A 21,108-nucleotide genomic window follows, 5' to 3' on the forward strand; every position below is an offset into this window, starting at 1 on the left:
GTGCACTGATTCAACCAAGAAATGCCGCGTCCGTCCTGTATCGCTTCGGGGATGTGTCCGGCCAAGGAGAAGCGATATGAAACTGCATGAAATCCGCGACAATGAAGGCGCGAACCGGACGAAGAAACGCGTTGCCCGTGGTCCCGGTTCGGGCAAGGGTAAGACCGCTGGCCGTGGTATCAAGGGTCAGAAGTCGCGTTCGGGTGTTGCGCTGAACGGTTACGAAGGCGGCCAGATGCCGCTGTATCGCCGCCTGCCCAAGCGCGGCTTTACCGCACCGAACGCCAAGAAATTCGCCGTCGTCAACCTCGGTCAGCTGCAGTCGTTCATCGACGCGGGCAAGCTGGACGCCAAAGCTGACGTCACCGAAGACGCGCTGGTCGCATCGGGCGTTGTGCGCCGCAAGCTGGATGGCATCCGCCTGCTGGGCAAGGGTGAGCTGAAGGCAAAGCTGAACATCGCCGTCACCGGCGCATCGACATCGGCGGTCGAAGCCGTCGAGAAAGCAGGTGGCAAGGTCACTCTGCCCGCCAAGACCGAGGCGGCGGAATAAGCTGTTGAATGGGGCCGCTTGGCCCCATAGATAGCAAACAGGTTTTCCTGGCGCCGCCGGTCCCCGGAAACGGGTCGGCGGCGCTGTCATGACACGGGACGGATACACATGGCGTCAGCCGCAGAACAGATGGCCGCGAATCTCTCTTGGGGTGCACTCGGCAAGGCCACGGAACTTCGCCAGCGCATCTGGTTCACGATCGGACTGCTGATCATCTATCGCCTTGGCACCTATATTCCGGTTCCCGGAATCGATGGTGCGGCGCTGCGCAACTTTATGGAGCAGGCCCAGTCGGGGATCGGCGGCATTCTGTCGATGTTCACCGGCGGCGCGTTGGGGCGCATGGGCGTCTTTGCGCTGGGGATCATGCCCTATATCAGTGCCTCGATTATCGTTCAGCTTCTGGCTTCGATGGTGCCTTCGCTGGAACAGCTGAAGAAAGAGGGCGAGCAGGGCCGCAAGAAGATCAACCAATACACCCGCTATGGCACGGTCGCGCTGGCGCTGTTTCAGGCCTATGGTCTGGCCCGCAGCCTCGAAGCCGGCGGTCTGGCGCATACGCCCGGTCTGTTCTTTCAGGCATCCGTGGTGATCACGCTGGTTGGCGGCACGATGTTCCTGATGTGGCTGGGCGAGCAGATCACCGCACGCGGCATCGGTAACGGTATCTCGCTGATCATCTTTGTCGGTATCGTGGCCGAAATTCCGGCGGCACTGGCCAATTTCTTTGCGCAGGGTCGTTCCGGCGCGATCTCGACCCCGGTGATCCTGGGTGTGGTGGTGATGGTCGTCGCCGTGATTGCCTTTGTGGTGTTCATGGAACGCGCATTGCGCAAGATCCGCATTCAATACCCCCGGCGTCAGGTCGGCATGAAGGTCTATGACGGTCAGTCCAGCCATCTGCCGATCAAGGTGAACCCGGCGGGCGTGATCCCGGCAATCTTTGCCAGCTCGCTTCTGTTGCTTCCGGTAACGATCTCGACCTTCTCGGGCAATCAAACCGGTCCGATCATGTCGACGCTTCTGGCCTATTTCGGCCCCGGCCAGCCGTTGTATCTGTTGTTCTTCGCCGCGATGATCGTGTTCTTCGCCTATTTCTATACGCAGAATGTCAGCTTTAAATCCGATGATGTGGCCGACAACCTAAAGAATCAGGGTGGCTTTGTTCCCGGTATTCGCCCCGGCAAACGCACCGAGGAATATCTGGACTATGTGGTGAACCGGCTTCTGGTGATCGGATCGGCCTATCTGGCAGGGGTCTGTCTGCTGCCCGAGATCATTCGGCACCAATGGTCGGTGCCCTTCTATTTCGGCGGAACTTCGGTGCTGATCGTCGTCTCGGTCACCATGGATACGATCAACCAGGTCCAAAGCCATTTGCTGGCGCATCAATACGAAGGCCTGATTGAGAAATCGCAGCTGCGTGGTAAACGGAAAACCGGAACCGCAAAGGCGCGCCGCGCACCGTCGCGGCGCTGAGATCAACGGCGGTGAAATGCCGCCGAAGGGGACAGAGATATGACCATCAATATTATTCTTCTGGGGCCTCCCGGCGCCGGCAAGGGCACTCAGGCCGGAAATCTTGTTCGGGATCGCGGCATGGTGCAGCTGTCGACCGGAGACATGCTGCGGGCCGCCCGCAGCTCGGGCACGGAAATGGGCAATCGCGTTGCCGAGGTCATGGATCGCGGCGAGCTGGTTACCGATGAGATCGTGATCGGCCTGATCCGTGAAAAGCTGGAAGAGGGCGGAAACGGCTTTATCTTTGACGGCTTTCCACGCACGCTTGCGCAGGCCGATGCGCTAGGCGATCTGCTGGCCGAGATGGACATGAAGCTGGACGCGGTGATCGAACTGAAGGTCGATGATGAGGCGCTGGTGGCGCGCATCGTCAAGCGTGCCGAAGATTCGCGTGCGGCCGGCCAGCCGGTGCGCAAGGACGACACCCCCGAGGTGTTCGCCGATCGTCTGCGCGAGTACTATAAAAAGACCGCGCCGCTGCTTGGCTATTATCATGCCAAGGGCGAGTTGCGTCAGGTTGATGGCATGGCTTCGATGGACGAGGTCGCGGCACAGATCGACAAGGTACTGTCCGACGCCTGACGACCCGGTGAATCCGCATTTGTCAACAGAATTTAACCCACACCCTTGACGGGGTGTGGGTCTGCCTTTAGATCACAATTTCTCGAAAGAGAATCGCCCGTGAGTACGGGTGAGGCATAGACTGGCCCGAAGGCATGGCTTTCGGGCCTTATGTTGTGAAAAAAGGTTCCGGGGTTACGGAACCGCAACCGAAAAGGAAAACGCGTGGCTCGTATTGCTGGCGTCAACATTCCGACGGGGAAACGTGTCCCCATCGCACTGACCTATATCCATGGTATCGGCTCGATGTATGCCGATCAGATCTGTGAATCTGTCGGCATCGACCGCACGCGTCGCGTGAATGAACTGTCCGACGCGGAAGTTCTGCAGATCCGTGAATACATCGACGCGAATCTGACCGTCGAAGGCGACCTTCGCCGCGAAGTTCAGATGAACGTCAAGCGCCTGATGGATCTGGGTTCCTATCGCGGTCTGCGTCACCGCCGCGGCCTTCCGGTCCGTGGTCAGCGCACCCATACCAATGCCCGTACCCGCAAGGGCCCGGCGAAGCCCATCGCCGGCAAGAAGAAGTAAGGGGGAACGGATATGGCACGCGATAAGACTCGTATGAAGCGCAAAGAGCGCAAGAACATCGCCACCGGTGTTGCTCATGTGAACTCCAGCTTCAACAACACCAAGATCCTGATCTCGGACGTTCAGGGCAATGCAATCTCGTGGTCGTCGGCCGGCACGATGGGCTTCAAGGGTTCGCGCAAATCGACCCCTTACGCCGCTCAGATGGCTGCCGAAGACGCAGGTCGCAAGGCGCAGGAACACGGCGTGAAAACGTTGGAAGTCGAAGTTCAGGGCCCGGGCTCGGGCCGTGAATCGGCGCTGCGCGCGCTGGCTGCTGTCGGCTTCAACATCACGGCGATCCGTGACGTGACGCCGATCGCGCATAACGGCTGCCGCCCGCCAAAGCGCCGCCGCGTCTGATCCTGGATCATCAACGACCGGGCCGCGTGGTTTCGCGCGGCCCGGACTGTCGCATTTAACCTCGGGCGTTTCCGGTCTTGGTCATGAGCCGGGAACAAGTATGGAGGAAAATCCATGATCCACAAGAATTGGGCAGAGCTGATCAAGCCGACGCAACTGGTCGTCAAGCCGGGTGCTGATGCGACCCGCACGGCCACCGTGGTTGCCGAACCGCTTGAGCGTGGCTTTGGCCTGACGCTTGGCAACGCACTGCGCCGTGTGCTGCTGTCGTCTCTGCAAGGTGCGGCGATCACTTCGGTTCAGATCGACAATGTCCTGCATGAGTTCAGCAGCGTTGCCGGCGTGCGTGAGGATGTCACCGATATCGTCCTGAATCTGAAGGGTGTGACCCTGAAGATGGACGTCGAAGGCCCCAAGCGCCTGACCCTGACCGCCAAGGGCCCGGGTGAGGTCAAGGCCAGCGCCATTCAGGAAACGGCTGGTATCACCATCCTGAACCGCGATCACGTGATCTGCCATCTGGATGACGGTGCCGATCTGAACATGGAACTGACCGTTGCGACGGGCAAGGGCTATGTTGCCGCCGACAAGAACCGTCCCGAGGACGCGCCGATCGGCCTGATCCCGATCGATGCCATCTTCTCGCCCGTCAAGCGTGTCAGCTATGAAGTCACGCCGACCCGCGAAGGTCAGGTGCTGGACTATGACAAGCTGACCATGAAGATCGAAACCGACGGTTCGCTGACCCCGGAAGATGCCGTCGCTTATGCGGCCCGCATCGTTCAGGACCAGCTGTCGGTCTTCGTGAACTTCGACGAGCCGGAATCGGCAAGCCGTCAGGACAATGACGACGGTCTGGAATTCGATCCGCGCCTGCTGAAAAAGGTCGACGAGCTGGAACTGTCGGTCCGTTCGGCAAACTGCCTGAAGAACGACAATATCGTCTATATCGGCGATTTGATCCAGAAAACCGAAGCCGAGATGCTGCGCACCCCGAACTTCGGCCGCAAGTCGCTGAACGAGATCAAGGAAGTCCTGTCGGGCATGGGCCTGCATCTGGGCATGGATGTCGTCGACTGGCCGCCGGAAAACATCGAGGATCTGGCCAAGCGTTTCGACGACCAGTTCTAAGAATTCGGTCGGGGGCTTCGGCCCCCGCCACACCGGGCATTCCGCCCCAAGGAGAGCGGTCCGCACGCATGGGCCGCCAGACAAAGCAAAAGACGTCAAAGGAGAAACATCATGCGTCACGCACGTGGCTATCGCCGCCTCAACCGTACCCACGAACACCGCAAGGCCCTGTTCGCCAACATGGCCGGCTCGCTGATCGAGCATGAGCAGATCAAGACGACCCTGCCCAAGGCGAAAGAACTGCGTCCGATCGTCGAAAAGCTGATCACCCTGGCAAAACGCGGCGATCTGCACGCCCGTCGTCAGGCTGCCTCTCAGCTGAAGCAGGACCAGCATGTCGCCAAACTGTTCGACGTTCTGGGAGAGCGTTTCAAGGATCGTCAGGGCGGCTATGTGCGCGTTCTGAAAGCCGGCTTCCGCTATGGCGACATGGCGCCGATGGCGATCATCGAATTCGTGGATCGCGATGCGTCGGCCAAAGGCGCCGCTGATCGCGCCCGCCTCGAGGCAGAAGCCGAAGAGTGATTCTGTCATAGTCCTGGCGCACAGGGCCAGACACGCGAATCAGACGCCCCGTGACGGAAGTTGCGGGGCGTTTTTCTGTGTTGATATGGGCTTATGGCAAATTGCAGGCTGTGAAAGTCGATGCAAAAGCGCAGTTTCGACCTCGAGAAGCTCTTTTTTGTTCAATTGGCCGGAATTGGCAAGAGCTTGTAATTGTTCGGCAATATCATCCGGCAGGCGCCAAGGCTCGACCAAATGCAACATTACATGCACCTCAAGCGGTTAATAGACTAGCAACTAAATTGGTCCATGATTATTTTGAACGTTGACGGTAACCAATGCAATTTGTCTAAAAAGTCATGTCATCACGCGCAGACATAAACGCAGCATTGCGAAAACTGGGCAGCCTTGCCCCATCAGGCTATTTCGTTGGCCTGCACATCCGCTTTGCCGCACCATTGATGCAGTTTCAGACCTATCCTGAAGACTGGTCGGAATTCTATTCCGAGAATGGCTATGCCTTGCGGGATCCGACGATTGCTTGGGGGTTTTCCACAACGGGAGCATGCAGATGGTCCAGCCTGCCCATTCCAGATCCGTTCAACATTCTGAAGGACGCGGCCGATCATGGCCTGACTTTTGGTCTGACAGTATCACACGGTCCAATTGCATCCCGAACCATCGCGAGCTTTGGCCGTGATGATCGAGAATTTACAGATGACGAGATCGTCGAGATCTCGACAACGGTTCGACGGCTCCACGAAATCACAGAGCCGCCGGCGAGCCTTACAAAGGCTCAGAAAGAAGCCCTTCGTTGCATCGCGGAGGGCGATCGTCATGCGGCAGCGGCAGCCAAACTTGGCATTACCGAAAGCGCGTTTAAGGCAAGACTGATCTCGGTCCGTGAAAGACTGAAGGCCCGGACCACTGCCGAAGCGTTGCAACGGGCCAAGGAATACCGACTGTTATAGGCGTTCGCCCAGGGGAACCGTGAGGCGGTGAGGGGTATCCTCACACCCCAGGAGTACGTTTAAAATGCAGACGACCACGCTTTCATTCTCGAACCTTCACAACCACGGCGAACTGTTCGCCAACCTGTTCCGCGCCCGCAAGCAGAGCTTCATCATCCAGAAGAACTGGGATCTGCCCGAAGCGGATGACATGGAATTCGATCAATACGATACTCCGCAAAGCCGGTGGATCGCGATCCATGACAAGGGCGATGTTCTGGCCGGTATCCGCCTGACGCCGACAACCGCACGTTGCGGGATCTACAGCTATATGATCCGTGACGCCCAGGAAGGCATTCTTGGCGGTTCGATCCCCCAGGATCTTCTTGATGAAAAGGCGCCGGTCGAAGAGCAGACTTGGGAATGTTCGCGTGTTTTCGTGAACCACGCCATTCCGCAAAGCCTGCGCCGCCGTGTCCACTTCAAGATGGTTGACGCCATGACTGGTGCCGCCCGCGAACTGGGCGCGACCCGCCTGATCGCGTTGACCGGTTCCAGCTGGCCCCGCTGGTATGGCCGCTGCGGACTGGAAGCGCATGCAATGGGCCGCAAGATGTGGATCGACGATGGCGAGTTCCAATGCGTGTCGATCGATCTGTCGGGCAAGATGCATTAAACATCCGCCGCGAAGCAAGGGAGTGTTGGTTATTTGATCTGCGCCATATTATGTGATGGCCATGGCAGATTTATTCGACAACTCTCCCGAGACACCGACAGTGCCGCCCAAGGTTGCGGCAAGGCCCTTGGCCGATCGCATTCGCCCGGTGCGCATGAGCGATGTGATCGGTCAGGAAAAGGTCCTTGGCCCGGATGGGCCGCTTGGGTCGATGCTGTCTTCCGGCAGCCTGTCCTCATTGATCCTGTGGGGGCCGCCGGGCGTAGGTAAGACCACGATTGCCCGTCTTCTCGCGGATGAAACCGACCTGAAATTCGTGCAGATCAGCGCTATTTTCACAGGTGTGCCCGATCTTCGCAAAGTGTTCGAGTCTGCGCGCCTGCGGCGGGAACAAGGCCACGGCACGTTGCTGTTCGTGGACGAAATCCATCGTTTCAACAAGGCGCAGCAAGACAGCTTTCTTCCACATATGGAAGACGGCACCATTCTTCTTGTCGGGGCGACCACGGAAAACCCCTCGTTCGAGTTGAACGCTGCCGTCATGTCGCGCGCCCAGGTCATCGTGCTTGAGCGGTTGTCCTTGGGCGAACTGGAACGGTTGGCGCAACGTGCGGAATCCGAACTCGGGCGCAAGCTGCCGCTGACCCCGGACGCCCGCAGTAACCTGCTCGAGATGGCGGATGGTGATGGTCGCGCCGCGCTGAACCTGATTGAACAGGTTGCCGCATGGAACACTGACGCACCGCTTGACCAGCAGGCGATGGCGCAGCGTTTGATGCGCCGCGCGGCCAAATACGACAAGTCCGGCGATGAGCATTACAACCTGATTTCGGCCCTGCACAAATCAGTTCGTGGCAGTGATCCGGACGCTGCCCTTTACTGGTTCGGGCGGATGCTCGAAGGGGGCGAGGATCCGCGCTATCTGGCCCGCCGGATCGCGCGCATGGCTGTCGAGGATATCGGTCTGGCTGATCCCGCTGCGGCCCGGCAATGCCTGGACGCCTGGGCCATGTATGAACGATTGGGCAGCCCCGAGGGCGAGTTGGCCCTGGCGCAGGCAGTGATCTATCTGGCCCTCGCGCCGAAATCCAATGCCGGATATGTCGCCTATAAGGGCGCGCGTGCCGAGGCGCGCCGCACCGGCAGCCTGATGCCGCCGGCCCATATCCTGAACGCTCCGACAAAGATGATGAAGGAACAGGGCTACGGCCTGGGCTATGCCTATGATCACGATGCAGAAGACGGGTTTTCGGGGCAGAATTATTTCCCCGATGGCATGAAACGCCCGGTGCTTTACACGCCGGTCGAGCGCGGCTTTGAAAGGGAGTTGAAGAAGAGACTTGACTGGTTTGTGTCCCGGCGTTTGAAGCGCGGCGGTTGACTTTGATCGCGCATCGTCACAGGACCACGCCATGATGAACCCGTTTCTCCAGGTTGCTATTGGCGGTGCGATGGGCGCCACGGCGCGTTATGGCGTGTATCGGTGTATTGCCTGGCACGGGCCGGGCTTTCCCGTCGCGACGGTCGCAGTGAACGTGCTGGGTAGCCTGGCCATGGGAGTGTTGGCAATCCTGCTGGCGCATCGGCTTGGCAACCATTATGCACCTCTTTTGTTGACAGGAATGCTGGGCGGTTTCACGACGTTTTCGGCATTCTCGCTGGATGCGCTGACGTTGTGGGAACGCGGACAAACCGGTGCGGCAATGATTTATGTGTTCGGTTCCGTGATCCTGTCGCTGCTGGCGGTGATTGCGGGGTTGGCGATTGGCAGAGGGTTCTGGTCATGAGCAAGGTTCAGACCATTCGCATCACCGAGGATGACGATGGGCAACGGTTGGATCGCTGGCTTAAGAAGCGATTTCCCCAGCTAAGTCAGGGCGCAGTCGAGAAGATGTGCCGAACGGGGCAGCTGCGGGTGGACGGGGGGCGCGTCAAGGCAGCGGCGCGGGTCGAGACCGGACAGGATATTCGTGTGCCGCCACTGCCGGACGCACGTCCCGCAGCGCCAGGGCCTGCGGGGCCGCGCATCGCCCCGTCTGATGAACAGATGATCCAGGCCGCGGTGTTGTGGAAGGATCAGCACGTCATCGCATTGAACAAGCCGGCCGGTCTGCCAAGCCAGGGCGGAAGCGGCCAGGGGAACCGGCATGTCGATGGTTTGGCCGCGGCCCTGATGTTTGGATACAAGGATCGTCCGAAGCTGGTTCACCGGCTGGACAAGGACACCTCGGGTGTCTTGCTTCTGGCGCGAACGGATCGGGTTGCGCGCGCGCTGTCCGAGGCATTTCGCGCCCGCACCACCCGCAAGATCTATTGGGCGGCTGTGGCTGGCGTTCCGGCGCCGCGTATGGGCACCGTGCGCTATGGTCTGGTCAAGGCGAGCGGGCATGGCCGGGGTGGCGAAGGTGAAAAGATGCGCGCCGTGATGCCACGCGACATTGCCTCGACCGAGGGCGCCAAGCGGGCCACGACTGACTATGCGGTGCTTGACGCGCTGGGAACACGCACCAGTTGGTGCGCCTTGGTGCCGATAACGGGGCGCACGCATCAGTTGCGTGCGCATATGGCGGAACTTGGCCACCCGATCGTGGGGGACGGAAAATACGGCGGCTCGGGTCAGGAAAACCTGGGTGATGGCTGGGGTGCGCAACTGGGTGGCGAAATCAGTCGCAAACTGCATCTTCACGCCCGAAGCATCAGTTTTGACCACCCGATTACGGGCAAGCGCCTGACGCTGGTCGCACCACTGCCCGACCATATGTCACGCACCTGGAAAACGCTTGGATGGCATGAGGGTGACGTCCCCGATGACCCCTTTCAGGAGGGGGAATGAGGCTGATCGTATTCGATGTGGATGGGACGCTGGTCGACAGTCAGCATCACATCCACGGCGCCATGTCACGCGCGCTGGAATTTGCCGGGCTGGAACCTGTTTCCCGCCCACGAATCCTGGGAACGGTCGGATTGTCCCTGCCTGCGGCAATTGCCCAGATCGCGCCCGAAGCCGATGCGCCAACGCAGGCGCGGATCCTGTCCTGCTACAAGGCGGCCTATCTGCAGGCGCGCTTGGCGAAGGATGCGCCGCTTTACCCTGGTGCGCTGGCTTGTCTGGGACGTCTGGGTGCGCGGGACGACGTATTGCTGGCGGTTGCCACCGGAAAGTCGCGCCGGGGATTGTCGGCGCTGCTCGAGGCGCATGGCCTGACGAACCGGTTCGTATCACTTCAGACGGCGGATGATCATCCCTCGAAGCCGAACCCGGAAATGCTGGTGGCCGCCATGGCTGAATCCGGCGCGGCGGTGACCGAGACGGTGATGGTTGGCGACACGACATTTGACATGGAAATGGCACGGGGGGCCGGGGTTGCAGCACTGGGTGTGGCATGGGGCTATCACCCCGATGCGGCTCTGACGCAGGCAGGAGCCAGTGCGGTCGCGCGGGATTTTTCCATGTTGGAAGACTTGATCGAAGAGTGGATGGCATGAACGAATGGAAGGCCCGGAAGTTCTGGGATGAAATTGCGGTGCGGGAATGCGAAGGCGGGCACGAGATCCTGCTGGATGATCGCGTCTTGCGGACCCCGGGCAAAAAGGGGCTGGTGCTGCCGACCCGTGGGCTTGCCGACGCCATCGCCAGCGAATGGCAGGCGCAGGCGGACGTGATCGATCCGGGCAGCATGCCGCTGACGCGGGCTGCGAACTCGGCCATCGAAAAGGTCACGCCGCAATTTGCCGATGTCGCCGACATGCTGGCCGAATATGGGGGCACTGATCTGATCTGCTATCGCGCGGATCATCCGGATGATCTGGTTGCGCAGCAATCGCTGGCCTGGGAGCCCCTGATCGAATGGGCTGCGGATGATCTGGGTGCACGGTTGAACCCGACGCAAGGGGTGATTCCCATCGCGCAGGATCCGGCGTCATTGCGCGCCTTGCGGCAAGCGGTTCACGCGGTGGATGTATTCGGGCTGACCGCCCTGCATGATCTGGTCACGCTACCGGGGTCGTTGGTCATCGGGCTTGCCGTGACCCGTGGGCATCTGGACGCGGATGAGGCGCACCGAGTGTCGCGGATCGACGAAGCCTATCAGAACAGTCAGTGGGGGCAGGACGAAGAAGCCGCGACGGCGGCCGAAAACAGATTGGCCGGGATACGCGCGGCTGCACGGTTCTGGGATCTGTCTCGCACAGGTTGAAAACGCAGTTTCGGCGATACGTCGCTTGACCTAAAGGGGCGTATCGGCAAAATACTGCCTGATCCAAATCGCGTCGCTTTGCGATGATTTCCGATTGAGGACAGGCATAATCGCAACGAGGCAAGACCGGCACGTGGTGCCTGCAAACCCGTTAAAGGGGCAATGATGATCAAACGGGCATTTCTGGGGGCAGCAGCCGCAGGCACATTCTGGGCAGGGGCGGCATCGGCCGATCTGCTGGACGATATTATCGCGCGGGACGAGCTGACTTGCGGGGTCAATCCCGGTCTGGCTGGTTTCGCATCGCCTGATGCGAACGGGAACTGGACGGGATTTGACGTGGCTTTCTGCAAGGCGGTCGCTGCTGCGGTGCTGAAGGATCCCTCGAAGGTTCGTTTCGTGCCGCTGGATCTGGAAAGCCGTTTCACCAAGCTTGCGGAAGGCGAAGTTGACCTTCTGGCGCGAAACTCGACCTGGACCTTCTCGCGCGATGTCGAGCTGGAACTGGAATTCGCCGGCGTAAATTATTATGATGGTCAAGGCTTTATGGTTCGCAAGGAACTGGGCGTGACCTCGGTCAAGGAACTGGACAGCGTGTCCATATGCGTTCAGCGCGGTTCGACCAGCGCACAGAACCTGGCCGATTATTTCAAGATCAACGGGATGACGCTGGATCAGGTCGATGTGTCCAGTGATGCCGAAGGTGAACAAAGCTATACCTCGGGCGAATGCGATGCCTATACGACCGATGCTTCGGGGCTGGCGGCCACGCGGGCGGCATTTGCCGATCCAGAAAACCATATCGTCCTGCCGGAAATCATCTCGAAGGAACCGCTTGGCCCGATCGTCCGCCAGGCCGATGGCCGTTGGGCTGATGTCGTTCGGTGGACATTGTATGCCTTGGTCGCCGCCGAAGAATTTGGCGTGACCTCGAAAAATATCGAGGAGTTGATCAAGGCCTCGACCAATCCCGAAGTTCGGCGCCTTCTGGGTGTGGAAGGAGATTTGGGTGCAAAGCTTGGCCTGGACAATGAATGGGCCAAGCGGGCCGTGCAGGCGCGCGGAAATTACGGCGAAATCTTTGCCGCCAATATCGGTGAACAGACCCCGATTGGCCTTGCGCGGGGCCTGAACGCGCAATGGACACAAGGCGGGCTGCTATACGCGCCGCCGTTTCGCTAGGCCCGATTCTTCAGGCCCGGCGAAACGCCATAGCGGATGAGAGGGGCGCTGCGGCTAGCGACGCCCGTCCAGCCTGACAAAGTCCATCACACTGCCCAACCCCGGCTGAACGTCGGCCCAACTGTCCACCTGGAAATCGACGACCAGCGTCGCGGCGGTTGGATATCTGCGAAAATCGGGGTCCAGCGGCGGGCGGGCCGGCAACAATGCCGCGAATTCCGATATGCCCGGATTATGCCCGATCATCATGACGGTGGGATGGCTGGCGGTGCGCAGCATTGCCAGCATTTTCTCGGGGCCGGCATGGTATAATCCGGGTTCCAGCCGCAGCAAGGGGCGCACCTCCAGCGGGGCACCTGCAACCATTGCCCATGTTTCCTGCGTACGTTTTGCCGTGGAACACAGGATCTCTTCCGGTTCGTATCCGCGACTGGCCATCCAGTCCCCCAACGCCAATGCTGAGCGACGTCCACGGTCGTTCAGCGGCCGATCATGATCCGCCAGGGTGGGATCATCCCATGCCGATTTGGCATGGCGCGTCAGGATCAATCTCTTGTGTCCGATCGGTGTCATCTATGGAACTGCCTCATATGCCATGCAGATTGTTCAGGCAGCCTGCCACAGCCTTTGCCAATCGGGCAAGCACGTCTGACACGACAACCGGCATTCATGCACTCGTCGCCGGCGGGACTATCCAGAAAATCATGGCACCGGCTGGCGTCATAGCTGCCCTGAAATGCGTCGGCGGGACAAGCCGTCAGGCAAGGGGCGTGGCAGGATATGCAGGGCGATGTTGATTGGGGTGGGGCCGGTAGCGGATGTTCCAGGATGATTGCTGCGCGAAAGCTGATGAACAACCCCATCTCGTGATGCACCAGCATACCGACGGGCGAAGCCCAGCATGTCCCGCTGGCGCGGGCCCAATCCAGAAAGGACGCATAGGGCGGACCATCGGACGGAAATACCGCTTTGGCCGCCCACCCGGCCGCCCATTGCGTGACCACGCGGCGCGACCAACGATCCATGGGATCGGGTTGTCCGTCCAGAAATTCCGTCGAGCGGCAGAATATTGTCCAGAAGCTCGGTTCGTCAGGGGCCAGCAATATGACCGCGCCTTCCGCACAGGGCGCATATCCCGCGATCCGCAGCCCGTCGGGCGGCGTGGGAAGGTCGTCAGAGACCATCCTCACCCTGCCGGAGGCCGCGCGGTGTGACGCGTGGTTCGGTCGAACGGATCAGGCTGCCCGCGCCATGTTCGGTGAACAGCTCAAGCAGGCAGGCATTGGGGACGCGCCCGTCCAGAATAACCACGGCACGCACCCCGTCTTGCAGGGCCTTCAGCGCGGTTTCGGTTTTGGGAATCATGCCGCCGGCGATCTGGCCGTCGGCGATCATGTCACGCACCTGATCGGGGTGCAGCTGCGTGACGACCTCGCCCGACGCATCCTTGACGCCTGCGACATCCGTCAGCAACAGCAGCCGGTCCGCCTTCAGCGCGCCGGCGATCGCGCCTGCAGCGGTGTCGCCATTGACGTTGAAGGTTTCGTTGTCCGCCATGCCTGTCGCGACTGGTGCGATGACCGGGATCATGCCCGCGCCATAAAGGTCGCGAATGATCTGGACGTTCATTTCGATCGGGCGGCCAACAAAACCCAGTTCCGGGTCGTCGGCGTCACAGACCATCATGTCGTCATCCTTGCCGCTGATGCCAACGGCGCGACCGCCCGCGTCGTTGATCGCCTGAACGATCCGCTTGTTGACCAGGCCGGACAAGACCATTTCCACAACTTCGACGGTTTCCTTGGTGGTCACGCGTTTGCCCCGGACAAACTTGCTTTCGATGCCCAGCTTGCCCAGCAGGTCATTGATCATCGGTCCGCCGCCGTGACACACGATCGGGTTCATGCCGACCTGCTTCATCAACACGATATCGCGTGCGAATTCTGCCATCGCTTCGTCATCGCCCATGGCGTTGCCGCCGAATTTGACCACGACTACCGCGCCTGAATAGCGTTGCAGATAGGGCAGGGCCTCGGACAGGGTGCGGGCGGTTGCGATCCAGTCACGGTTCATTTTCTGCGTTCTCATCTTTCGTGGCCCCTATACAACGACGCGGACCCTAGAACCCTCGTTACGGTCAGTCCAGCCCGGCGATGATCGCGCGAAGCGTTGCGATGCCCGCGCCCTTTTCGGAAGACGTGACGACCAGTTCTGGGAATGCGGCCGGATGCTTTTGCAGCTCTGCTTCGACCTGGGCCAGCACCGGTTTGATGGCATTCGGGCCCAACTTGTCTGCCTTGGTCAGCACGACCTGAAAGGGAACGGCCGATTTGTCCAGCAGCTGCATGATCTCATGATCGACGGGTTTGACCCCGTGCCTGGCATCGATCAGGCAAAAGGCCCGCCGCAATGTCTGCCGCCCGGCCAGATAGCTTTTCAGCAAAGCCTGCCATTTCGCCACGATGGCGACCGGAGCCTTGGCAAAGCCATATCCCGGCAAATCGACCAGATAGGCTTGCTGTCCCAGCGTGAAATAGTTGATCTCTTGTGTCCGGCCGGGCGTGTTCGATGCGCGGGCGATGCCCTTTCTTCCGGTCAGTGCGTTGATCAGGCTTGATTTTCCGACGTTGCTGCGGCCAGCGAAACACACTTCGGGGCGATCTGCCGGTGGCAGACCGTCCATCGCCACGACACCCTTCAGGAAATCGACCGGGCCCGCAAAGAGTTGCCGGGCTTGTTCAGCGACATGATGTTCCGGCTCGGACGCGACGGGGAAAGATACTTTCATTGCGCGACCTCATCTCCAACAGTGATTGTTCCACCTGTGACGACTTCGGCGAAGATCCCGAAATCGGTATGTCCATATAATTGGGCCAGCATGTCCACCATATCGATATCCGGGGCCCCTGTCGTGGTATCGACATTTGTCGCAGCACATCGGCCGATATGATCGGTTACGCGCAGTTCGGTTTCGCCGATCCGGATGACTTGGCCGACCAGTTCTCTTTCCTGGAATGGTTGCAAACCTTCGATCCAAAGATTCCCGCGCCAGCGATCCGTCCCCAGTTTCTTTCCGGTTTTTTGCTCAAGTTCGGTCAGGCTGTCTTGGGACAGGATCGAAATCCAAGGCCATTTCGAATCGGTCCAGATTGCCGCGCCCTTGATCAGCCGGGTCGGTCGCGGGGCCTTTGCAGGCCACAGGGGGCCAAGCCATTCGACCAGCCGCTCTTCTTCAAGCTGGGGGTCGAAGGTCAGATCCGGCCGTTCGGGGTGGGTCAGGGCGATCTTCTGCCCTCGCCAACCTCCGCGGACTGCCTGAAGTGGCGGCGCAGAGACCCCGCGCAGGAAGCAGGATTTCGGCAGCCAGCGATCCGGCTGCCCGTCGGACTGGCTGATTTGGGCGTGGCGTTCACCGGCTTCGGTCAGCACGGCCCATTCCCGGTCGCCGGGTATTCGGCGACCGGCCTGAAGACTGACCCGATCCAGAACCTCATGCCCGAGCGTTTTGATCGGATGGCGCTGAATCCGGGTCAGCGTGGCGATCACTTGCCGCTATCCTTGCCGTCCTGCTTGGATTTCCTTCCCGGCATCGAGGCCATGATGTTTCCAAACAGGTCGGGGCGATGGCCATGCATCGACATGATCGAATATTGTTGGATGATCGTGATCGTGTTGTTCGTGATCCAGTACAGGACCAGACCCGAGGCAAAGCCGCCCAGCATGAACATGAAGATCCACGGCATCCAGGCAAAGATCATCTTTTGCGCCGGATCGGTCGGGGTCGGGTTCAGCCGCTGTTGCATCCACATGCTGATACCCAGGGCGATCGCCAGCGCGGGCAGCGACAGCGAATGCAGCAGCGTGCCTTGGGCGGGCGGGGCGAAGGGCAGCAGGCCAAAGATGTTCAGCAGGCTGGAGGGATCGGGTGCCGAAAGGTCGCGGATCCAGCCGATCCAGGGGGCGTGGCGCAGTTCGATCGTGACAAAGATCACCTTGTAAAGCGAGAAGAAGATCGGGATCTGCAACAGCACCGGCAGGCAGCCCGCGGCGGGGTTGACCTTTTGGGTCTTGTACAGCTCCATCACTTCTTTCTGATACTTCATCCGGTCGTCGCCGGTGCGCTCTTTGATGGCCTCCATTTGCGGCTGCAATTCCTTCATCTTCGCCATCGAGATGTAGGATTTGCGTGCAAGCGGAAAGACCAGCAGTTTCAGAATGAAGGTCAGTGCGATGATCGACCAACCCATGTTGCCGATCAGGCCATGCAACCAATGCAGCAGCTGGAAGATCGGCTTGGTCAGAAAGTAGAACCAGCCCCAGTCAATTGAATCGACGAAGCGGTCGATCCCGGGCGTCTGCTCGTATCCCTTGATGACCTCCCAGACCTTCGCGCCCGCAAACAGATACCCCTGTGCGGTTGCCTCGGTCCCCGGCTGCACGGTTTGCATCGGGTAGCGGGCTTCGGTCTGATAGATGTCGGCGCCATCGGCATATTTGACGACTGCCGTGAATGCCTGGCCGGGGGCAGGGGCGAGGGTGGTCATCCAGTATTTGTCGGTAAAGCCGACCCAGCCGTTTTCTTCGACCTGAACGACATCGGCGCGACCTTCGCGGGCAACGGGGTCGAGATCGACGATTTTCTTGTATTTCAGTTCGCGCAACTCGCCGTCGAACATGCCGACCGCGCCTTCATGAAGCACGAAGAAGTTTTGCGTATCGGGACGGCCGTGGCGGGCGATGATGCCATAGGGCGCGGCACTGAATGCCGCATCCGAATTGTTCTGCAGCGATTGCGACACGGTGAACAGGTAGTTGTCATCCAACTCGAATGTCCGGCGAAAGACCTGTCCGGCGCCATTGTCCCAGACCAAGGTTACCGGTTGTCCCGGCGCCAGCGCATCGCCGGATTCGACCTGCCATATCGTCGAAGGGCCGGGCACCAGCGCAGGGTCCGTGCCTGCTCCGGGGGTCCAGCCATATACCGCGTAATACGGTTTCGAGCCGGTGGTGTCGATCGCCGGATCGGCTGTCGCCGACGATGGCGCAAGCAGGCGCACATCGGGCGAACCCGCGTCGAGCGTTTCCTGATATTTGGTCAATTGCAGGTCGTCGATGCGTCCACCGGCAAGCGAAATCGACCCTTCGAGCGAGGGAGAGGCGATTTCGATGCGCCCGGCCTGAGCCTCGGTCGCCGTTGCGCCCAGATCGGCGCCCAGATCAGCGGTCGTGGTGCCGGTCGGTGAGGCAGGTGTCACGGCGTTGCTGTCGGCGCTTTGCGCGGCGACGGCCGGCTGGTCCGTCTGTTCGACCGGTGGTTCCGGCGCGAAGACGGTGTACCATATCAGGATCACCACAAACGACAGCACGGTCGCCAGGATCAGATTGCGGTTGTTGTCTTCCATTCCGTCACCACTGTCATCGCGTCAGTCGCGCCGGTTCAACAGAAGGGGGGATGAAAGGTCAAGCGCATTTGCCCGGCTTGCCTGCATTCCAAGGGAAAATCGCCGCAAATTTATTGGCAGACAGGTCTTTCTAACCGAAATCACGCTTGATGAATGAAGGAAGCTGGTCGATGCGCGCAAGATGTCCATCAAGGAAATCCTGCGTTTCGTGAAGTGGCATGGGGCGTGCGATGGCGTAGCCCTGAACCTCGTCACAACCCATTTGCGCAAGGAATGTGTGTTCGTCGAGGCTTTCGACACCTTCGGCCAATGTCGAAATTCCCAATCGTTCGGCAAGGGCGAGGATGGCCAGAATCATGCGCTGCTGCCCTGCGTCGACATCGCAGCCAAGCACGAAGCTGCGGTCGATCTTGATGCGGTTGACCCCAAATTGCCGGATGGCGTCAAGGCTGGCATAGCCGGTGCCGAAGTCATCCAGATCAAGGCGACATCCGGCCTCGGAAAGGCGGGAAAGATTCTCGCGTGCAGCAGGCGAACTGGTCACGGGGGCAACGCTTTCGAGAACCTCCAGAACAAGGCGGCCTGGCCGAATATCCTGACGATCCAACTCCCACAGCAGGCCGGTGGCGAAGCTGGGGTCCGACAGCTCGCAATTCGAAATGTTGACCGAGACGGTGGGCACCTGCCGCCCGTCCCTATCCCATTGTTTCAATGCTGAAATCGATTGGCGCAGGATGGTCCGGGTCAGATCATGATGGTCCTGTTCCGTCATCCCGGGCATGAAGGATCCCGGTGCCAAGGTTCCGCGCGAGGGGTGGTGCCAGCGTGCCAGAGCCTCGAACCCGGTGACCATACCGGTATGGCAGCTGATCTGAGGTTGGAAATATGCGGAAATCTGATTGTCGGCGACCGCCTGGCTTACGCTGGCGGGCAGTCCAGGGCTGCACAGCGCCGGATCGTGGTCGAACAGCGTGATCGTCCCGATCTTGTGAGCGGGCAATGAATCCAGGCGAAAACAGGCGTTCTGGGACATTTCGGGTAGTGAAGGAGCGTCGGCGGCGCGCGGATGGATCATGACTCCGCTGAAAACCGGGGTGATGGCCTGACCATCAAGATTCACCGGATGCTGAGCGTCCCGTTGCAGGCGCAGCGCAATGCGCATCGCCTCGGCTTCGGCACGGTTCAGCAATGTCACGGCGAACAGGCCGGGCGCCACGATTCGAACCGGATCTTCGGTGCGGATTGCGCTGCTCAGGCGCATCGACAGGCTGACGAGCAGCTGTCCGAACGCCGCACTGCCCAGATGACGTTGCAGATCGTCGCAGTTTTCAAGCCGCAACATTAACAGGCCGCGATTTCCGCCCTTTGCCGCCGCCAGACGCCCCAGCGCATATTGTCCGGATCGCTTCAGCCAAGTCCACATTTCAACCCCTTTCCCGCATCGGATCGAAAGCAGGTATAGGATGAAATGCTTTTTGTTCCGTTAATGTTCCAGATTGGGAGGCAGATCTGCTGAGGACGCGGATCCGTCCGGGAACAGGTTGACGAAATCAAACAGTTTCGGGTCCAGCATATGCGAGGGCCTGATATTCATCAGGGCGCGAAACATGACTTGCCTGCGGCCGGGGCTTCGCTTTTCCCATTCATCCAGGATCCGCTTGACCTGAACGCGCTGCAAACCCTCTTGGCTGCCGCAGAGATCGCAGGGAATGATAGGATAGTTCATCGCCCGGGCAAAGCGATCACAATCATCTTCGGCGACATAGGCAAGGGGGCGCAGAACAGTCAGATCCCCTTGTTCATTCAACAGTTTCGGCGGCATCGTCGCCAGGCGCCCACCGTGAAACAGATTCATGAAAAACGTTTCCAGAATGTCGTCGCGATGGTGGCCAAGAACAACGGCCGAGCAGCCTTCCTCGCGGGCGATTCGATACAGGTTGCCGCGCCGCAATCGCGAGCAGAGCGCGCAATAGGTGCGGCCCTCGGGGACCTTGTCGGTCACGATAGAGTAGGTGTCCTGATATTCGATACGGTGTGCGACCTGACGTTTGCTCAGGAATTCGGGCAGGACCGTGGCTGGAAAGCCGGGCTGACCTTGATCCAGATTGCAGGCCAGCAGGTCGACAGGCAGAAATCCGCGCCATTTCAGTTCGTGCAGGATTGCCAGCAATGTATAGCTGTCTTTTCCGCCGGACAGGCAGACAAGCCAACGATCGCCGGGCCGTGCCATTCCATAGTCATCGATTGCGTTGCGCGTCTCGCGGACCAAACGTTTGCGCAGCTTGCGAAACTCGGTCGAAGAGGGCGCGCCGGCAAACAGCGGATGAATGTCGGTGGTGTCGCTATCGTCCAGCATTGTCGCGCCTTTCAGTATCGCTTTCGCCATCATGGGAAGGATCCGTGCCCGGAACCGGATCATAACCTTGCCCCCCCCAAGGGTGGCACCGGCAGACACGACGGCAGGTCAGCCAGCCACCCTTCACGGCGCCATGGGTCTCAAGCGCCTGAAGCGCATAGGCCGAGCATGTGGGTTGAAACCGGCAGCCATTGCCAACCCAGGGCGACGCGATCAACCGATACGCGCGCACGGGCAGGGCAAACAGGGCCGCAAGCGGTGTCATCGGTGCACCTTGCGCAATGCGCGCAAAGCTTCTTCGCAAAGCGCGGCGAAATCGCGTTCGGCCGTGGCCCTGGGGCGACCAATCAGCACATAATCCCAGCCCGGCCTGAGATGGGGTGCCATACTCAGCCGCGCCACCTCGCGCAGGCGGCGTTTGGCACGGTTACGCGCAACCGAATTGCCGACCTTCTTCGAGCAGGTATAGCCGATTCGCGCAGGGCCATCGTCTTTCCGGTCCCGGGCTTGCAGCAGGAAACCGGGCATACCCTGTCGATGCGCACGCGCTGCGGCCAGGAAGTCGGCGCGCTTGGTCAGCACGGGGGGGCTTGGCCGGTGGGTCATGTTCATGCGAAATGCCGCCATGCCGTTTCCACTTTGCTGTTTTGCAGCATCGGGATCAGGCAAGGGCGGCATATCCAAGGCCATGTTCGGCAGGAAATCCTGCCGGACGGGGTCAAGCCGACAGGTTCTTGCGGCCTTTGGCGCGGCGGGCATTCAGCACACGACGACCGCCTTTGGTGGCCATGCGAGCGCGAAAACCGTGGCGGCGCGCACGAACGAGGTTCGAGGGTTGAAAAGTGCGCTTCATGGTTGTTCTCCGGATCGAGTCTTGCGGGTGGCGTCAGCTAAGGGCAAGACAAGATGTCACAGCCCCGCGCTGTAGGCGCCGGTTGTTCGAAGCCCGCTGGATAGTGCAGACTGGGGGTGGCGTCAACCTTCAAGAGCTGCCTTTATATGTCGAAGTTTTCGTGGCAGGCCCGGAACCATGATGCGATCACTTTCGTTTGAACTGCAATTGCCGCCTTGCCCGGCAAA

27 protein-coding genes are annotated in these 21,108 nt (G+C 60.1%); 15 read left to right on the forward strand and 12 right to left on the reverse strand.

What is annotated here, in order from left to right:
• The first annotated feature begins 76 nt into the window (after nucleotides 1-76).
• The 7 genes from rplO to rplQ all read left to right on the forward strand — a co-directional run bounded on the left by rplO (nucleotide 77) and on the right by rplQ (nucleotide 5,287).
• Nucleotides 77-553: a 50S ribosomal protein L15 gene (rplO, locus tag PAF17_RS00380; RefSeq protein WP_271887096.1), complete on the forward strand. Its 477-nt coding sequence runs from the start codon at nucleotides 77-79 to the stop codon at nucleotides 551-553.
• A gap of 108 nt (nucleotides 554-661) precedes the next feature.
• The gene (secY, locus tag PAF17_RS00385) at nucleotides 662-2,032 is read left to right on the forward strand and encodes a preprotein translocase subunit SecY (RefSeq protein ID WP_271887097.1); all 1,371 of its coding nucleotides are present in this window, start codon (nucleotides 662-664) and stop codon (nucleotides 2,030-2,032) included.
• A gap of 39 nt (nucleotides 2,033-2,071) precedes the next feature.
• The gene (locus PAF17_RS00390; RefSeq protein WP_271887098.1) at nucleotides 2,072-2,656 is read left to right on the forward strand and encodes an adenylate kinase; all 585 of its coding nucleotides are present in this window, start codon (nucleotides 2,072-2,074) and stop codon (nucleotides 2,654-2,656) included.
• Between the two features lie 204 nt (nucleotides 2,657-2,860).
• A complete protein-coding gene (gene rpsM, locus PAF17_RS00395; protein ID WP_271887099.1) occupies nucleotides 2,861-3,229 on the forward strand; it encodes a 30S ribosomal protein S13 in 369 nt (122 codons plus the stop codon).
• 12 nt (nucleotides 3,230-3,241) lie between these two features.
• Nucleotides 3,242-3,631: a 30S ribosomal protein S11 gene (gene rpsK, locus PAF17_RS00400; protein ID WP_089344978.1), complete on the forward strand. Its 390-nt coding sequence runs from the start codon at nucleotides 3,242-3,244 to the stop codon at nucleotides 3,629-3,631.
• A gap of 114 nt (nucleotides 3,632-3,745) precedes the next feature.
• Nucleotides 3,746-4,762, forward strand: a complete 1,017-nt coding sequence (locus PAF17_RS00405; RefSeq protein ID WP_271887100.1) for a DNA-directed RNA polymerase subunit alpha — start codon at nucleotides 3,746-3,748, stop codon at nucleotides 4,760-4,762.
• 111 nt (nucleotides 4,763-4,873) lie between these two features.
• Nucleotides 4,874-5,287 carry a 50S ribosomal protein L17 gene (rplQ, locus tag PAF17_RS00410; protein ID WP_271887101.1) on the forward strand — a complete coding sequence of 138 codons (414 nt, stop codon included), beginning with the start codon at nucleotides 4,874-4,876 and terminating at the stop codon, nucleotides 5,285-5,287.
• Between the two features lie 39 nt (nucleotides 5,288-5,326).
• Here rplQ and PAF17_RS00415 read toward each other — a convergent pair whose 3' ends face one another.
• Nucleotides 5,327-5,530, reverse strand: coding sequence for a hypothetical protein (locus PAF17_RS00415; RefSeq protein ID WP_271887102.1), 204 nt, complete (start codon nucleotides 5,528-5,530; stop codon nucleotides 5,327-5,329).
• A 95-nt stretch (nucleotides 5,531-5,625) separates the two neighbouring features.
• Between PAF17_RS00415 and PAF17_RS00420 the strand changes: the two genes are divergently transcribed.
• From PAF17_RS00420 to PAF17_RS00455, 8 genes are all read left to right on the forward strand, one after another.
• Nucleotides 5,626-6,237 (forward strand): helix-turn-helix transcriptional regulator, encoded by a 612-nt coding sequence (locus tag PAF17_RS00420; RefSeq protein ID WP_271887103.1) that lies wholly within the window; start codon nucleotides 5,626-5,628, stop codon nucleotides 6,235-6,237.
• Nucleotides 6,238-6,301: 64 nt separating this feature from the next.
• A complete protein-coding gene (locus PAF17_RS00425) occupies nucleotides 6,302-6,892 on the forward strand; it encodes an acyl-homoserine-lactone synthase (RefSeq protein ID WP_271887104.1) in 591 nt (196 codons plus the stop codon).
• Between the two features lie 61 nt (nucleotides 6,893-6,953).
• Entirely contained in the window at nucleotides 6,954-8,273 is a 1,320-nt protein-coding gene (locus PAF17_RS00430; protein WP_271887105.1) for a replication-associated recombination protein A, read from the forward strand.
• Nucleotides 8,274-8,304: 31 nt separating this feature from the next.
• Nucleotides 8,305-8,679, forward strand: coding sequence for a fluoride efflux transporter CrcB (crcB, locus tag PAF17_RS00435; RefSeq protein WP_271887107.1), 375 nt, complete (start codon nucleotides 8,305-8,307; stop codon nucleotides 8,677-8,679).
• Nucleotides 8,676-9,725: an RluA family pseudouridine synthase gene (locus tag PAF17_RS00440; protein WP_271887108.1), complete on the forward strand. Its 1,050-nt coding sequence runs from the start codon at nucleotides 8,676-8,678 to the stop codon at nucleotides 9,723-9,725. Before crcB ends, PAF17_RS00440 begins: the two co-directional genes overlap by 4 nt.
• Complete coding sequence (locus PAF17_RS00445) at nucleotides 9,722-10,378, forward strand: HAD-IA family hydrolase (protein WP_271887109.1); 657 nt, start codon at nucleotides 9,722-9,724, stop codon at nucleotides 10,376-10,378. Before PAF17_RS00440 ends, PAF17_RS00445 begins: the two co-directional genes overlap by 4 nt.
• Nucleotides 10,375-11,088, forward strand: coding sequence for an ATP12 family chaperone protein (locus PAF17_RS00450; RefSeq protein ID WP_271887110.1), 714 nt, complete (start codon nucleotides 10,375-10,377; stop codon nucleotides 11,086-11,088). The genes PAF17_RS00445 and PAF17_RS00450 overlap by 4 nt, the downstream gene beginning before the upstream one ends.
• 165 nt (nucleotides 11,089-11,253) lie before the next feature.
• Entirely contained in the window at nucleotides 11,254-12,270 is a 1,017-nt protein-coding gene (locus tag PAF17_RS00455; RefSeq protein WP_271887111.1) for an amino acid ABC transporter substrate-binding protein, read from the forward strand.
• 54 nt (nucleotides 12,271-12,324) lie between these two features.
• Here PAF17_RS00455 and PAF17_RS00460 read toward each other — a convergent pair whose 3' ends face one another.
• The 11 genes from PAF17_RS00460 to rpmH form a co-directional block, all read right to left on the reverse strand.
• Entirely contained in the window at nucleotides 12,325-12,843 is a 519-nt protein-coding gene (locus tag PAF17_RS00460) for a SixA phosphatase family protein (RefSeq protein ID WP_271887112.1), read from the reverse strand.
• Nucleotides 12,840-13,454 carry a ferredoxin gene (locus tag PAF17_RS00465; protein WP_271887113.1) on the reverse strand — a complete coding sequence of 205 codons (615 nt, stop codon included), beginning with the start codon at nucleotides 13,452-13,454 and terminating at the stop codon, nucleotides 12,840-12,842. The genes PAF17_RS00460 and PAF17_RS00465 overlap by 4 nt, the downstream gene beginning before the upstream one ends.
• A complete protein-coding gene (gene argB, locus PAF17_RS00470) occupies nucleotides 13,444-14,343 on the reverse strand; it encodes an acetylglutamate kinase (protein ID WP_271887308.1) in 900 nt (299 codons plus the stop codon). The genes PAF17_RS00465 and argB overlap by 11 nt, the downstream gene beginning before the upstream one ends.
• Nucleotides 14,344-14,407: 64 nt before the next feature.
• Nucleotides 14,408-15,058, reverse strand: coding sequence for a ribosome biogenesis GTP-binding protein YihA/YsxC (gene yihA / locus PAF17_RS00475; RefSeq protein WP_271887114.1), 651 nt, complete (start codon nucleotides 15,056-15,058; stop codon nucleotides 14,408-14,410).
• Nucleotides 15,055-15,816, reverse strand: a complete 762-nt coding sequence (locus tag PAF17_RS00480) for an MOSC domain-containing protein (protein WP_271887115.1) — start codon at nucleotides 15,814-15,816, stop codon at nucleotides 15,055-15,057. Before PAF17_RS00480 ends, yihA begins: the two co-directional genes overlap by 4 nt.
• A complete protein-coding gene (yidC, locus tag PAF17_RS00485; protein ID WP_271887116.1) occupies nucleotides 15,813-17,672 on the reverse strand; it encodes a membrane protein insertase YidC in 1,860 nt (619 codons plus the stop codon). The genes PAF17_RS00480 and yidC overlap by 4 nt, the downstream gene beginning before the upstream one ends.
• A gap of 130 nt (nucleotides 17,673-17,802) precedes the next feature.
• The gene (locus PAF17_RS00490) at nucleotides 17,803-19,095 is read right to left on the reverse strand and encodes an EAL domain-containing protein (protein WP_271887117.1); all 1,293 of its coding nucleotides are present in this window, start codon (nucleotides 19,093-19,095) and stop codon (nucleotides 17,803-17,805) included.
• Between the two features lie 60 nt (nucleotides 19,096-19,155).
• Nucleotides 19,156-20,028, reverse strand: a complete 873-nt coding sequence (gene ttcA / locus PAF17_RS00495) for a tRNA 2-thiocytidine(32) synthetase TtcA (protein ID WP_271887118.1) — start codon at nucleotides 20,026-20,028, stop codon at nucleotides 19,156-19,158.
• Entirely contained in the window at nucleotides 20,015-20,293 is a 279-nt protein-coding gene (gene yidD, locus PAF17_RS00500; protein ID WP_271887119.1) for a membrane protein insertion efficiency factor YidD, read from the reverse strand. The genes ttcA and yidD overlap by 14 nt, the downstream gene beginning before the upstream one ends.
• Nucleotides 20,290-20,655: a ribonuclease P protein component gene (gene rnpA / locus PAF17_RS00505; RefSeq protein ID WP_271887309.1), complete on the reverse strand. Its 366-nt coding sequence runs from the start codon at nucleotides 20,653-20,655 to the stop codon at nucleotides 20,290-20,292. The genes yidD and rnpA overlap by 4 nt, the downstream gene beginning before the upstream one ends.
• A gap of 91 nt (nucleotides 20,656-20,746) precedes the next feature.
• On the reverse strand, nucleotides 20,747-20,881 hold the full coding sequence (gene rpmH / locus PAF17_RS00510; RefSeq protein WP_089344996.1) for a 50S ribosomal protein L34: 135 nt from the start codon (nucleotides 20,879-20,881) through the stop codon (nucleotides 20,747-20,749).
• Nucleotides 20,882-21,108: the final 227 nt, after the last annotated feature.

Origin of the sequence: Paracoccus onchidii, from assembly GCF_028294535.1 — a bacterium.
In the GTDB taxonomy this organism is placed as follows: Bacteria; Pseudomonadota; Alphaproteobacteria; order Rhodobacterales; family Rhodobacteraceae; genus Paracoccus; species Paracoccus onchidii.

Coding starts and splice junctions, on each gene's coding strand:
- rplO (WP_271887096.1), top strand. CDS start 77: ATGAAACTGCATGAAATCCGCGACAATGAAGGCGCGAACCGGACGAAG.
- PAF17_RS00430 (WP_271887105.1), top strand. CDS start 6,954: ATGGCAGATTTATTCGACAACTCTCCCGAGACACCGACAGTGCCGCCC.
- rpmH (WP_089344996.1), bottom strand. CDS start 20,881: ATGAAGCGCACTTTTCAACCCTCGAACCTCGTTCGTGCGCGCCGCCAC.
- PAF17_RS00425 (WP_271887104.1), top strand. CDS start 6,302: ATGCAGACGACCACGCTTTCATTCTCGAACCTTCACAACCACGGCGAA.
- PAF17_RS00490 (WP_271887117.1), bottom strand. CDS start 19,095: ATGTGGACTTGGCTGAAGCGATCCGGACAATATGCGCTGGGGCGTCTG.
- argB (WP_271887308.1), bottom strand. CDS start 14,343: ATGAACCGTGACTGGATCGCAACCGCCCGCACCCTGTCCGAGGCCCTG.
- PAF17_RS00405 (WP_271887100.1), top strand. CDS start 3,746: ATGATCCACAAGAATTGGGCAGAGCTGATCAAGCCGACGCAACTGGTC.
- ttcA (WP_271887118.1), bottom strand. CDS start 20,028: ATGCTGGACGATAGCGACACCACCGACATTCATCCGCTGTTTGCCGGC.
- PAF17_RS00415 (WP_271887102.1), bottom strand. CDS start 5,530: ATGTTGCATTTGGTCGAGCCTTGGCGCCTGCCGGATGATATTGCCGAA.
- PAF17_RS00390 (WP_271887098.1), top strand. CDS start 2,072: ATGACCATCAATATTATTCTTCTGGGGCCTCCCGGCGCCGGCAAGGGC.
- PAF17_RS00420 (WP_271887103.1), top strand. CDS start 5,626: ATGTCATCACGCGCAGACATAAACGCAGCATTGCGAAAACTGGGCAGC.
- secY (WP_271887097.1), top strand. CDS start 662: ATGGCGTCAGCCGCAGAACAGATGGCCGCGAATCTCTCTTGGGGTGCA.
- rnpA (WP_271887309.1), bottom strand. CDS start 20,655: ATGGCGGCATTTCGCATGAACATGACCCACCGGCCAAGCCCCCCCGTG.
- PAF17_RS00455 (WP_271887111.1), top strand. CDS start 11,254: ATGATCAAACGGGCATTTCTGGGGGCAGCAGCCGCAGGCACATTCTGG.
- yidD (WP_271887119.1), bottom strand. CDS start 20,293: ATGACACCGCTTGCGGCCCTGTTTGCCCTGCCCGTGCGCGCGTATCGG.
- rpsK (WP_089344978.1), top strand. CDS start 3,242: ATGGCACGCGATAAGACTCGTATGAAGCGCAAAGAGCGCAAGAACATC.
- PAF17_RS00440 (WP_271887108.1), top strand. CDS start 8,676: ATGAGCAAGGTTCAGACCATTCGCATCACCGAGGATGACGATGGGCAA.
- rplQ (WP_271887101.1), top strand. CDS start 4,874: ATGCGTCACGCACGTGGCTATCGCCGCCTCAACCGTACCCACGAACAC.
- PAF17_RS00460 (WP_271887112.1), bottom strand. CDS start 12,843: ATGACACCGATCGGACACAAGAGATTGATCCTGACGCGCCATGCCAAA.
- yihA (WP_271887114.1), bottom strand. CDS start 15,058: ATGAAAGTATCTTTCCCCGTCGCGTCCGAGCCGGAACATCATGTCGCT.
- PAF17_RS00450 (WP_271887110.1), top strand. CDS start 10,375: ATGAACGAATGGAAGGCCCGGAAGTTCTGGGATGAAATTGCGGTGCGG.
- crcB (WP_271887107.1), top strand. CDS start 8,305: ATGATGAACCCGTTTCTCCAGGTTGCTATTGGCGGTGCGATGGGCGCC.
- yidC (WP_271887116.1), bottom strand. CDS start 17,672: ATGGAAGACAACAACCGCAATCTGATCCTGGCGACCGTGCTGTCGTTT.
- PAF17_RS00445 (WP_271887109.1), top strand. CDS start 9,722: ATGAGGCTGATCGTATTCGATGTGGATGGGACGCTGGTCGACAGTCAG.
- PAF17_RS00465 (WP_271887113.1), bottom strand. CDS start 13,454: ATGGTCTCTGACGACCTTCCCACGCCGCCCGACGGGCTGCGGATCGCG.